Genomic DNA, 11,891 nt, shown 5'->3' on the forward strand with positions numbered 1-11,891 from the left:
CATGAAGCTGCAGCTTGTGTTTGAGGTCTGCGCGTGCGAAAGCGACCAGAGCCTACTTTTGGCCCGCAAAGTATTTGACGGTGCCGGCGGCGTGATCGGGCGTGGTCCTGGATGTGACTGGGTGATCCCTGACGCTAGCCGCGTACTCTCCAGCCATCATGGATTGATCGGTTACCGTGAAGGTCGTTATTTCCTTACGGATATCAGCCGCAACGGTATCGGGGTAGCCAACAGTTCCGAGCGCCTGCGCAAGGGGCAGGCACGATTGATCAGTGACGGCGACGTATTCGAGTTGGGGGTGTTGACGATACGTGCGCGACTGCTGGAATCGCCGCGACCTTCCGACGAGCTGCTGGCGCCTGCGGCAGTACCGATTCCCGATGACGCTTTCCTGTCGCTGGACCCGCTGCATGGCTTGGACCTTGATCGGCAGATGCAGGCCACGTCGGATGATCTGGAAGCCTTGAGCAAAAGTGCCGATGAGCAAGCGGTATGGGCAGATCACTATGGGGCCGATTGCGAGCACGTGGTATTGCCGCGGCGGCAAGACCCTTCGATGGAGGTTGCCGCGGTACCCGCTGTTGCGACGCCGCCGTCGACCGACGAGGTGTTCTGGTCGCAATTTGCAGCGGTCCTGGGTGTGGACCTGACGGCCCTCGACACACCGGCCCGGGAGGCATTGGCGATCAAGGTGGCACGCTTGTTTCGGGTGACGATCGAAGGGCTGCAACAAGGTTTGCGCACCCGTGAAGAACTGAATAACGAACTGGGTATGGCGCCGTTCGCCGGTCAGGGCACCGGCCAGAATCCCTTGAAAGTGTATAGCGACACCGATGCTGCTTTAGCCACGATGCTCGATACCCGGGAGCTGGGTCAACTGCCCGCGGTGCGCGCCATTACCCAAGTGCACCTAGAACTGCAGGTGCATCAGGTTGCGTTGCTGGCCGCTTGTCGAAACGCCATGCGTAATGCCCGCGCTGTCTTTGAACCCAGCCATCTGTTGGGGTGTTTTGCGTCCCAGGGCAAGCCTGCCGGGTTTTTCTCCGATGGTGGGCGGTGGCGTGACTACCAGCGTTACTACCAGCGTGTGGTGGCGCAAGAACAGTTGAATGATCGCCCGTTGGCCGGCGACTTCGCCAAGGCCTATGAGGAGCAGGTGCGCCTGATCTCCAGCCTGCACATTGATTTTCCAGCATGATAATCATGTATCGAGCCACCCTTGTTTCGTTGTTGCTCTTATGCGGGCTGTTGGCGGGTTGCAGCGCCGTCTCGCCATTTTCCACGCTGACCAAGCTGGACGTGGTGCTGACCGCCAGCGAACACGTCAACCCGGATTTGCACGGTCGTCCTTCTCCCGTGGTGGTGCAGTTGATCGAACTGCGCCATGGCGTTGCCTTTGAACATGCCGACTTCTTCAGCCTGTATGGCAATGCGCAGCAGACGCTGCCAAAGGACTGGGTCGGCAGCGAGGAGGTTGAGCTGCGTCCGGGTGACCGGTTGGCGCTCAAACTGCGAATCGCTCCCGACAGTCGTTTTGTGGGTGTGCTGGCCGCTTACCGAGACTTGCCCCATGTCCAGTGGCGGCTGTTGGTGCCCTTGACGGTGCAGCAACGCAACCGTGCCGAGCTGGTGCTGGACCAAGGCGGTATACGTGTTGCTGACCCGCTCGCCAGTGTGGAGACGCAATAACATGCAGGTTCATAAAGTTATCTGGCAGGAAGGCATGCTGTTGCGGCCACAGCACTTGCAGCACAACGACCGTTATTACCACCAGCAGCTCAATCAGACCCGCCTGCTGGGCAGAGACACCTGGGGTTTGCTCACGCTCGAACTCAATACGCAGTACCTCAAGCTGGGCAAGCTGGTGGTCAACCAGGCCAGCGGCGTGTTGCCGGACGGCAGCCTGTTTGACTTGAATGCTGCCATGGAGCCGCTGGTGGTGCAGGTGCCAAGGGATTCGGGCGCGCAAGGGGTTTACCTGGCGCTACCGCTGGCCAGCGGCAGTCACCTTGAAGTCCGCCGGCCTGAGCAAAGCGAGGTGTTGGCGCGCTACCTCAGCTGTGAAGTGGAAGTGGGGGATTCCAACGTGGGGGCGGATACGCGTTGCCGAATCCACTGCGCGCGCCCGGACTTACGTCTTCTGTTGGGTGAACAGGCGGGTGACCAGCACTTCATCAAGCTCAAGGTGGCCCAGGTACTCGACGCCAGCGGTGAAGGCGGTGTGAACCTGGATACGGCGTTCATCCCGACGTTTATCTTCGTGCAGGAGCATGGGTACGTGGCGTCGTGTCTCAAGGAGGTGATTGGCCTGCTTGCCAGTCGGGGCGATGCCATCGCGGCGCGCATTCGTGGCGAGAGCACGGCCCCAGGCACGCAAATCGCCGATTTCCTGATGCTGCAAGTGATCAATCGTAGTGAGCTGGAGCTGCGCCACTGCCTGAGCCAGGCGCGGGTGCGGCCCGAAGCGGTGTTCCGTGCGCTGGTGTCGCTGCTCGGGGAGCTATCAACCTTCACCACGGACAGTAAACGCGCGCAGTTGGATGTTCACTATCAACACGGCGATCAGGGCGCCAGTTTTCGCGGGTTGATGGCGCAGGTGCGCACGGCGCTGTCGGTGGTGCTGGAGCAACAGGCGATCAAGTTGGCATTGCAGCCTCGCCAGTACGGGGTGCTGGTATGCCCGGTCAGCGAGTTGAAATTGCTTGGCACCGCCACCTTCATCCTGGCGGCCACCGCGCAGTGTGAGGCGCAGGAATTGCGCCAGCGTCTGCCAGCACACCTGAAAGTCGCGCCGGTTGAGCGCATACGCGAGTTGGTCAACCTGCACTTGGCCGGTATCAAGGTCAAGCCTTTGCCAGTGGCGCCGCGACAGATTCCTTTCCATGCCGGCAAGACCTATTTCGTGCTCGATATGAGCCCCCGTGATATCGCACAGCTGGAACAGTCGGGTGGTTTCGCTTTCCACGTAGGGGGTGAATTCACCGGGCTTGAACTCGACTTCTGGGCCATCAGGAACTGAATGCCATGGACAGTGAATATACCCAGGATGAAAAAACCGTCCTGCTCGACCGGGAGACTCATGAGCCTGCCCAGGGGCCGTTAACGGATTTCCCATCGCCGCCGCGCTACGAACAGCTGGAAGACCGCATGATCTACGCCGGCCACAGGCTCGATACGCAGAGCTTTCAGGCAGGGCTCAACCCGCTGGTAGCCGCAGCCTGGGCGGTATTGTTCGAGGTTATTGGGCTCAGGGTCTGCTCGGGCCGTGAAAACCTGGGCACGCTCAACGACCGATTAGTGTTGGCGGTGACTCAGTTCGAAACCCGCGCCTTGCAGGGCGGCGTGGAGAACAGCCAGGTCATGTCGGCGCGCTATGTGTTGTGCAGCGTGATCGATGAGGCGGTGGTGACGACGCCGTGGGGGGCGCAAAGCGAATGGTCGAAGATGAGCCTGCTGAGCCGCTTCCATAACGAAACCTTTGGCGGCGAAAAAGTGTTCCAGTTGCTGGAGCGCCTCACGCGCGACCCCGTGAAGCACGTGGCGATGCTGGAGTTGCTGTACCTGTGCCTGTCCCTGGGGTTCGAAGGCAAATACCGGGTAATGGAGCGGGGCGTGGCGCAACTTGAGGCCGTCCGCGATGCCTTGTATCGCCAGATCAGGCACGTACGTGGGGAGCCGGCGGCGCAAGCGCTACTGCCTGCCCAGCAGCGGGCCGACCGGCGTAAGCAAGTGCGGGTCATCCCTGCCACTTGGTGGGCCGGCCTCACCTTGGTGTGTGTGTTGGCGATGTACACAGGGTTTGCCTGGGTGCTGAGCAACGAGCGTACAAACGCGCTGCACCCCCTTCAACTTTCGGCGTCGGATCTGGTCCGTACGCCCTTGTAAACGCTGGGAGCAATGAATGATCGCATTCTTCAAGGGGGTGGGCACCGTGCTGGGCAGGATTTGGGTGTGGAGCCTGTTGCTGGTGCTTTCCTGCGCGGCAATGGTGTGGTTCTTGGGGCCGCTGCTGGCAGTGGATGATCACCGTATCTGGGCAGGGGCGACTGCTCGGTTGGTCACCATCAGCGGTGTGTTCTTGCTATGGGGACTGGCGATGGCGTTTGTGGGCTCAGGTTTTACCGCCTGGCGCCAAAGGCCAGAACGCGAGGTGCGCCAGCAGCCGATGACGCGGGTGGAGGACGAGCGCCGGCACCTGCGCAGTCGGTTCAAGAAAGCCGTGCACCTGCTCAAAATATCCCGCCATTATGGAGAACGTAACGCACGTTGGCGTCATGAGTTGCCCTGGTACCTGTTGATCGGTGAGCCGGGCAGTGGCAAGACGCAGTTACTGGCGGCAGCGGGCTTGCCGCTGGCGCTGGACCACGCGCAACCGCGACCGATCGGTAGCAGTGCTCATTGTGACTGGTATTTCGGCGACGAAGGCGTGCTGATCGACACCCCGGGACGCTACCTTACCCAGCCCGACCCTTCAGTGGACGCCGCAGGCTGGATCACCTTGTTGCATCTGCTCCGGTGGCGCCGCCGAGTGCGGCCGCTCAGCGGTGTGGTGGTGACGCTATCGGTCGACATGCTGTCGAGTACCAACGAATACGACCTGGATCATCACGCACGCCATGTACATTCGCGCTTGCAAGAGATCCAACAGACGTTGCATGTGGATGTGCCGATTTACCTGGTGTTGACCCACGCCGACCGGTTGCCGGGATTCGCTGAATTCTTCGACTCACCCCTTGGAGAAAGTGCCGACAGCGTGCTGGGTCAGCACCTGCAAGACTGCGCCGACGGTGCTGACACAACACAGGTTCGTCAGGCGGTCGAACAATTGTTGCAGCGCTTGAACAGTGAGCTGATTGGGCGACTGCATCAGGAGCGCAATGTCGGGCGACGTGGGCAGATGCTGGAGTTTCCCCAGCAGGCAGCACGAATGGGGGAGCGCGTCAGCCTGTTCGTTGACATGGCGTTTTGCGCTCATCGTTACCAAGCCATCAACGGGTTGCGAGGGTTCTTCTTGACCTGCGCCGATGGCAGGCACCCGCGCTTTGTGCAGGGCCTGTTCAGCCAGGTGATCTTCGCCGAGGCCGACCTTGCGGGTTTGCAGGCTCAGGAACAGCAACGTCTACGTTGGCGCCAGGGCGCGCAGGCGATGGCTGCGGCGCTGGTTATTGGCGGTGTCGGCGGGCTATGGGGGCACAGTTATTCCGTCAACCACCAACGCTTGGCGCAATTGTCGGCGCTGACCTCACACCCGCCGCTCGCCCTTGCGGCCGACGATGAAAGCACGGCGCTGTTGGCGTTGTTGGACGCGCGACTGGCGGCGACCCAGGTTTTTCCAGGGCCGGTAGATGTACGCCTGGTGGAGCGCACCGGGCTGTATCAGGGCGAACTGAGCCGTCCCAGCGTCGATCAAGCCTATGAGCACGCGCTGCAAAAGCCATTTCTGGCCTGGACAGCCGCCCAGTTGGAAGAACAGGTAATTGCCAGCCTTGGGGACCGGGAGCGGCTGCTCGACGACCTGCGTGCCTACCTGATGCTCAATCTGCGCGAACGCCGTGACACGACCTGGCTGGCAGAACATATCGCAAGCCTTTGGTCGGTGCGGTTTGCCGGGGATATGCCAACACAGAAGCGCCTCAATGTGCACCTTGCGCGGCTGCTGGAGCAACCCTTTGTGGTGTCACTCAACGAGGAACGGGTGGCCCAGGCCCGTGAAGCGCTGAGGGGCGAATCGTTGGCCGATGGGGTCTATCGGGTATTGCGCGAACAAGCGCGCAGCCTGGAGCCGTTGCGTCTGGCCGAGGGTAAGGTGTTTGCCGCTATCGATCCGCCTGTGCCGGGGTTCTATACCAAACGCTATGTACAGTACTTCGAGGCTCAGGGCCCGCGGTTGGTAAACGCCATCACCCAGGACAACTGGGTGCTCGGCGAGGGCTCCGACCTGGAGCCCCAGGACTTGCGGCGCCTGATGGCTGAACTGCAGCAACGTTATTTCAGCGAGTATGCCGATGTCTGGAGCGATGCGCTTGGCCGAGTCAGGCTGCAAGAGACTGACAACCTGCGCCAGGATGCCGAGCAACTGATGAACCTGACGTCGGCGCAATCGCCCTTGATTCGTCTCTTGCAACAGGTGCGTGAAAATACACGTTTGTTGCCAGGCCACGGACTGCTGGACAAAGTGGCCCAGCAGTCGGCAGACCTGGGCGAGATGGCCAAGTCGAGGTTGACGGCTGGGCAGGCGGCTATTGTCGAGGCTCCGCGGCGCGCCTTGCAGCGCCGCTTTGAGCCTTTGCATCAATTGCTGGATGAGCAGCAGAACCCCGGCGTAGAGCTGACTCAGGCCTTGCGTCTGCTGGATGAAGTGCACCTGCAACTGACGGCATTGAACCGGGACAGCGCACCCGAGCAGGCCGCCTTCCTGCGTGCCAGGCAGCGCATGGAGGGCCAGCAGGATGCATTGGGCCATCTGCGAGACGCCGCCGCGCGTCTGCCGCTGCCCGTTGCCGGCTGGCTCGAAGGTATGGCCGATGACAGTTGGCGGCATTTGCTGGAACAGGCCTATGTGCACGTCAACCAACGTTATCAGAGCGAGGTGCATAGCCTTTATGCCAAGGCCATTGGTCGACGTTACCCATTCAATGCGCACGCCAGCAGTGAGGTCGCCCTTCACGATTTTCAGGAGTTCTTCAAGCCACGCGGGGTGATGGCGCGCTTTTATGAGGGCTACCTGCGGCCTTTTATCAGTGCCGACGGCAGCCGCTACCGATTGCGTGGGCTCGATGGCCAGAGTTTGCCGGTTTCCCGTGCGCTACTGGAGCAATTGATGAAGACCCAGGTCATCCGCCGCGGCTTTTTTACCGAAGACGCGGGGGAGTTGTCCGTGCGATTCACTTTGGCACCCTACAGCCTGGACCCATCGGTCAGCCGAGCGATCCTGCGGTTTGGCGACCAGCAATTGGAGTATCGCCACGGTCCGATCGTACCCATGGCGTTCCATTGGCCCACCGACGCAGACAATGGGCGCAGCAGCCTCGTCTTGGAGAGAGGCGCGGAGCAGCGCCCCTTGGGCATCGAAAAGGACACGGGGGCGTGGTCGTTGTTCCGGTTCCTGGACCTGCTGCAGAAAGAGCCCGCCAGTGGCCGAAATATACAGATCCTCAAGGCAGACCTCGCCGGCCTGCGCGCCAATTACCGGCTCACCAGCCAGCGTACGCCTGGCCCGTTTGACATGGACACATGGCGCACCTTTCGCCTGCCGGAGCAGCTGTGAACCCGATGGATTCCCCGTGGCGCAGCGCCGGGCGCACGCAGCGAGGCCTGGCGCGGTTGCGCAACGAGGATGCATTCCTGGACAACCCGAGCACGGGTTGCTGGGCGGTGGCGGACGGTATGGGCGGGTATCGGCATGGGGATGTCGCCAGCCAGTGGGTAGTCAGCCACTTGGCTTCAGTGTCGGCTGACGGCAACCTTGACCAGCGTATTCAGACGGTTCGCCACAGGTTGCAGGACGTCAACCAAGGAGTACGACGCGCATGGACAGAACCTGGCGCAACCGGTGAAGTGACGATGGGCAGCACCGTGGTTGCCCTGTTGTTGGAGAAGGGCCGGGCGGCCTGCCTATGGGCGGGAGACAGCCGCTGCTATTTATGGCGCGACCAGAGTTTGTACCAATTGTCGAAGGACCACTCGCTGCTGCAGCGCCTCATGGACGAGCGTCAGTTGAGTGTGGCGCAAGCCCAGGCTTACCCGGGTGCCAGGGCCTTGACCCGGGCCGTTGGCGCGCGTTCGCGGTTGCACCTTGAGGTACTGGAACTGCGTACCCGCCCTGGGGATGTATTTTTGTTGTGCAGTGATGGCTTGTATCAGGCCCTCAGCCACGTTGACCTGGGGCGGGCGTTGAGCATGGGCACGCCTCAACGGGCAGTGGAACGGCTATTTGCGGCGGCGTTGCGCCGGCCGGTACGTGATGATCTGACTGCGGTTGTGGTGCAGCCTTGAACTCGGTAGCTCAACCCTGCCGTTTACTGTCTGGGCGCTACCACCTTGAACGTGTCTTGGGCAGAGGTGGCATGGGCAGGGTGTACCGCGCGCGCGACCTGTTGCACGAGCAATTGGGCGAACCCTGTTCCAAGGTAGCGATCAAGCTACTTGACGAACCCATTTCCCAGTGCCCCGACGCGCATGTGTTGTTGTACAGCGAGTTTGCGTTGACCCGCAGCCTGAGGCACGAGCATGTGGTACGGGCGTTTTCGTTTGAGGTCGATACACACAGTCAAGTTGCGTTTTTCACCATGGAGTTGCTGCAAGGGGTGACGCTGGACCGCCTGCTGCTGGAGTGCCCCTATGGCTTGCCCTGGCGGGAGTTACGACCCATCGCCTTGCAGTTGCTGGATGCGTTGGTCTACACCCACCAGCAAGACGTTCTGCACGGTGATGTCAAACCAGCCAATGTCATAGTGGGCGAGGAGGGCGTGCGCTTGTTCGATTTCGGCCTGGGCCAGGCTCAAGCAGAGACCGCAATGGGTTTGCCGAGTGTCAGCCGCAGTCGTTTCAATGCCTGGACACCTGCCTACGCCGCCCCGGAACTGTTGGCCGGCGGTGCGCTGACCGCTGCTGCCGACCTGTACGGCGTGGCCTGCATCCTGTACGAACTGGCCCACGGCAAGCGCGTTGGCGAGCGCGCCTCCACGGTCTGTCTGCCCCGGCCCGCGCAGTTGCCCAGGCATTGCTGGACGGCGTTACAGGCAGCGTTGGCGATAGACCCGCAGCACCGAAGCATAACGGTCGCCGAGTTGCGCCACGTCATGGGGCGCAATCGAGCACGCTGGTGCTTGTAGGGTAAAGGTCAAACGGCTAAGCCGTGCAACTGGCAGTACTGCGCCCAGTCCATGCCTGCCATCTGTGCGACTTCTTTATGCACCTCGCGCCGCTGGGCCTCGAAGGCTTCGGTCGAATCGGCCGTCAGCTTGAGGGTCAATTCCCAGGCGAATAACTTTTGCTGTTCAGCGTGTGCTTCGAAAGCCTCATGCAGGCGTTCGGCGCGATACTGCGCCAGGGTTTCGCCCTTGGCCTGGGCTATCAGCGGGTTAAGGCTGTCCAGCTCGGCAGCGACCTGCGGTTGTTCGCGCAGGAATCTGTCCAGTGCAAGTTGGTGCGTATCGTTGGGTGCCGACACAGGTAGACACCTTAATGAGAAGGGTGGGAGTTGCTATCGGACGCGCGTGCGTTGAGGTGGTGGCGGGCACGCTTACGCGACCTGCGTCGCATCCAGTTCTGCAACGGCGCAAGCAAGAAAAACATCAGGTAAGCGACCAGCACCAGGGTCAGGTCTACCCAGGTTTCAGCCACAGGCCCGGTAAACAATTCAATGAGGTTCTTGATTACAAACAGCAACACCACGCTGCACAACCACAGCAGGATGGTGACAAACAGAGGACGCATGTGACTTGAGCGCTTGTCTTGCATAGTGAGGTTCTCTCCTTTGGCCTGTTGTCGTTCCAGGCAAGATTCCCTGAGTGCGTACCCATTATCAGACAGGTTGTAACATCCTTTAACACGCACAAACCGTGCGGATGATACCGACTCAGACAGCCTTAGGGGATGATTCCAGTCAGAAAGTTCGATAAATCTGTAGGGATTTAGTCTAGCAACCCGGCATTCACTGGTAAAAAAGCCGGGCAGGGACGGGGATAAAGGCTTTCGCTTCGGCTATCAGGGCGTGTAGCGTTAGCGGGTGTTTCCGGCCCTGATCTTCAGCGGCAGTCGGTGACAGGCAGAGGACGGCCCATGGCGCACACCCTGTTCAAGCTTTTCCTGACACAGCGCCTGGCGGTCCTGGCCAGCACGGAGTCGTTGCGTGCGATTCGGGAGGGACTGCTGTGGATCCTGCCGTGCCTGTTGGTGTCCGCTGGTTTCCTGATCCTGTCCGAATGCGCCCTGGCGCTGGGGTTCGATCCGCAGGTGGTGAGTTTCCTGGCCGGGCTGCATAAACAGATCAGCTCGGTGATCCCGTTGCTGGTGGCGGCCTCCATCGGTTACATGTTGGCGATTCAACACCGTCTGCCACAACTGCCGGTCGCCTTCCTGTGCCTGGCCCATGTGGTGGTCGCCACCTTCGTGCTGCGTGAGTACCCGCGCGCTTCGGCCACGTTCCTACTGTTTATTGCCATTGCTTCGCCCTTGATCAATGTGCCGGCCATCGCCTGGCTGCACCGCTTTCGCTGGACGCGGCTGGTCAACCAGGACCTGGTCGGCCATAACCTCAAGGGCACCATCAACATGGTGATACCTGGCGCACTCACGGCCTTGTCGTTGGTGGCGGTGTTGTCGTTGCTGCTGTTGATCCCCCATGTGGCGCAAATCCAGGGGCCGCAGGTGCTTGATGCGTTGCAGACGCCTTACGGCAGCGGGTTGTTTGTCACCCTGATGAATTCGCTGCTGTGGTTCTTCGGGATTCACGGCGTGTATGCCATGCAGCCGTTATTCGATGCATTGGACCAGGCGGTGGCGCTCAATGGCGCAGCGTTGGCGGCGGGGGAGCCGGTGCTGTACCTGCTCAACAACGGCTTGCTGGGCAGTTTTGCCTTTATCGGTGGCTCGGGCGCAACCTTATGCCTGCTATTGGCGATCCTGCTGTTTTCCAAGAGCCAGTCCATGCGCTTGTTGGCGATGGCCAGTTTGCCGCTGTCATTATTCAACGTCAGCGAAGTGCTGTTGTTCGGTTTGCCGATCATCCTCAACCCGCGCCTGTTCATACCGTTTCTACTGGTACCGGCGTTCAACGCGATGGTGGCGTTGATGGTGGTGCAACTGGGCTGGGTCTCGCCGGCGGTGGCCAGCGTGCCCTTTACCGCCCCAGTGCTGCTCAACGCTTACCTCAGCACCCATGGCGACGTGGCGGCGGTGGTGTTGCAGATCGTTCTGCTGGGCGCCGGCACCCTGGTATATGCGCCCTACGTCAGGGCGATTCATCGCCAGTCCAGCGATGGCGGAACGGTGTACCTCAAGTCCCTTGACATGACGTTTCGCGGCCTTGAAGAGAAAGGCCGCCTGCTGGAGTTCGACCCGGTGCTGGCCACCCACCAGACATTGGCCCGCCAGGCCGCTGAGTTGAACCGTATCCAGCAGATCAGCGATTACGAGTTCTACCTTGAGTTTCAACCCCAGGTCTCCACCCGCACCGGTTTGTGCACCGGCTGCGAGGCACTGATGCGCGCCCGGGACAGCCAGGGCACGGTGCATTCGCCCTGGGAGTTCCTGCAATGGCTGGCGCATGCCAGGCTGATGCCGGACGTGGACGTGTGGGTGGCATCCCAGGCCGTGCGCCAGTATCAGAAATGGCAGAAGGTGGGTTTTGAACTGCCGATGACAATTAATATTTCCAGCACCACGCTCAAGGACGCCGCCTATGGCGACCGCCTGGTGGAAATTCTTGCCCAGGCCCGTGGGCAGGTTTCAGTGGAAATTACCGAAGACGCGCTGGTCAGCGACATCCCGGCCACCCGCCAGACCATCCAGAAGTTGCAGGCCATGGGGGCCAAGGTCTATCTGGATGATTTTGGCACTGGGTTTTCTGCGCTGAGTTACTTGCACCAGTTTCCTGTGGACTTCATCAAGATCGACCGCAGTTTTGTGGTGGCCCAGCGTGACCCTAAAGGCGCCCAGGTGCTGACCGGTATGTTGCGCTTCTGCGAGGCCTTGGACCTGGGCGTGGTCGTGGAGGGGGTTGAGACGGCTGAGCAGTTGGCGTTTTTGAGTAACGGGCCTGAGTTGTTTATCCAGGGCTGGTATTTCAGCAAGGCACTGCCTGGGGATCAGTTGCGGCGCTTTGTGCTTGAGCGCAGGGCGTTGGTCTGATGGCCGACGCTTATCCAACTGACACCCTGCAATCAAAC

General features: G+C 60.9%; 10 protein-coding genes. 8 read left to right on the plus strand and 2 right to left on the minus strand.

Annotation, left to right across the window (positions count from 1 at the left end; all coding sequences use genetic code 11):
* The first annotated feature begins 1 nt into the window (after position 1).
* From tagH to ODQ19_RS24940, 7 genes are read left to right on the plus strand one after another with little or no spacing between them, the layout of a single operon-like run.
* The gene (tagH, locus tag ODQ19_RS24910) at positions 2 to 1,198 is read left to right on the plus strand and encodes a type VI secretion system-associated FHA domain protein TagH (protein WP_330211492.1); all 1,197 of its coding nucleotides are present in this window, start codon (positions 2 to 4) and stop codon (positions 1,196 to 1,198) included.
* A 5-nt stretch (positions 1,199 to 1,203) separates the two neighbouring features.
* Positions 1,204 to 1,689: a type VI secretion system lipoprotein TssJ gene (tssJ, locus tag ODQ19_RS24915; RefSeq protein ID WP_330211493.1), complete on the plus strand. Its 486-nt coding sequence runs from the start codon at positions 1,204 to 1,206 to the stop codon at positions 1,687 to 1,689.
* A gap of 1 nt (position 1,690) precedes the next feature.
* Positions 1,691 to 3,019 (plus strand): type VI secretion system baseplate subunit TssK, encoded by a 1,329-nt coding sequence (tssK, locus tag ODQ19_RS24920; protein ID WP_330211494.1) that lies wholly within the window; start codon positions 1,691 to 1,693, stop codon positions 3,017 to 3,019.
* 5 nt (positions 3,020 to 3,024) lie between these two features.
* The gene (gene icmH / locus ODQ19_RS24925) at positions 3,025 to 3,885 is read left to right on the plus strand and encodes a type IVB secretion system protein IcmH/DotU (RefSeq protein WP_330211495.1); all 861 of its coding nucleotides are present in this window, start codon (positions 3,025 to 3,027) and stop codon (positions 3,883 to 3,885) included.
* Positions 3,886 to 3,901: 16 nt separating this feature from the next.
* Positions 3,902 to 7,267: a type VI secretion system membrane subunit TssM gene (gene tssM / locus ODQ19_RS24930; RefSeq protein WP_330211496.1), complete on the plus strand. Its 3,366-nt coding sequence runs from the start codon at positions 3,902 to 3,904 to the stop codon at positions 7,265 to 7,267.
* 5 nt (positions 7,268 to 7,272) lie between these two features.
* On the plus strand, positions 7,273 to 7,995 hold the full coding sequence (locus ODQ19_RS24935) for a PP2C family protein-serine/threonine phosphatase (RefSeq protein ID WP_330211497.1): 723 nt from the start codon (positions 7,273 to 7,275) through the stop codon (positions 7,993 to 7,995).
* Positions 7,992 to 8,834 (plus strand): serine/threonine-protein kinase, encoded by an 843-nt coding sequence (locus tag ODQ19_RS24940; RefSeq protein WP_330211498.1) that lies wholly within the window; start codon positions 7,992 to 7,994, stop codon positions 8,832 to 8,834. Before ODQ19_RS24935 ends, ODQ19_RS24940 begins: the two co-directional genes overlap by 4 nt.
* A gap of 8 nt (positions 8,835 to 8,842) precedes the next feature.
* Here the strand turns inward: ODQ19_RS24940 and ODQ19_RS24945 are convergent, their stop codons facing one another.
* Positions 8,843 to 9,172 (minus strand): DUF6388 family protein, encoded by a 330-nt coding sequence (locus tag ODQ19_RS24945; protein ID WP_330211499.1) that lies wholly within the window; start codon positions 9,170 to 9,172, stop codon positions 8,843 to 8,845.
* Between the two features lie 11 nt (positions 9,173 to 9,183).
* Positions 9,184 to 9,438: a hypothetical protein gene (locus tag ODQ19_RS24950; RefSeq protein WP_256660399.1), complete on the minus strand. Its 255-nt coding sequence runs from the start codon at positions 9,436 to 9,438 to the stop codon at positions 9,184 to 9,186.
* A gap of 345 nt (positions 9,439 to 9,783) precedes the next feature.
* Between ODQ19_RS24950 and ODQ19_RS24955 the strand changes: the two genes are divergently transcribed.
* A complete protein-coding gene (locus tag ODQ19_RS24955; protein ID WP_330211500.1) occupies positions 9,784 to 11,853 on the plus strand; it encodes an EAL domain-containing protein in 2,070 nt (689 codons plus the stop codon).
* Positions 11,854 to 11,891: the final 38 nt, after the last annotated feature.

It is taken from the genome of Pseudomonas sp. AM4(2022), from assembly GCF_036346515.1.
Lineage (GTDB): Bacteria > Pseudomonadota > Gammaproteobacteria > Pseudomonadales > Pseudomonadaceae > Aquipseudomonas > Aquipseudomonas paracarnis.

Bases quoted from the DNA above. Each gene is read 5' to 3' on its own strand.
- tagH (WP_330211492.1), top strand. From the start codon at position 2: ATGAAGCTGCAGCTTGTGTTTGAGGTCTGCGCGTGCGAAAGCGACCAG.
- tssJ (WP_330211493.1), top strand. From the start codon at position 1,204: ATGTATCGAGCCACCCTTGTTTCGTTGTTGCTCTTATGCGGGCTGTTG.
- tssK (WP_330211494.1), top strand. From the start codon at position 1,691: ATGCAGGTTCATAAAGTTATCTGGCAGGAAGGCATGCTGTTGCGGCCA.
- icmH (WP_330211495.1), top strand. From the start codon at position 3,025: ATGGACAGTGAATATACCCAGGATGAAAAAACCGTCCTGCTCGACCGG.
- tssM (WP_330211496.1), top strand. From the start codon at position 3,902: ATGATCGCATTCTTCAAGGGGGTGGGCACCGTGCTGGGCAGGATTTGG.
- ODQ19_RS24935 (WP_330211497.1), top strand. From the start codon at position 7,273: ATGGATTCCCCGTGGCGCAGCGCCGGGCGCACGCAGCGAGGCCTGGCG.
- ODQ19_RS24950 (WP_256660399.1), bottom strand. From the start codon at position 9,438: ATGCGTCCTCTGTTTGTCACCATCCTGCTGTGGTTGTGCAGCGTGGTG.
- ODQ19_RS24955 (WP_330211500.1), top strand. From the start codon at position 9,784: ATGGCGCACACCCTGTTCAAGCTTTTCCTGACACAGCGCCTGGCGGTC.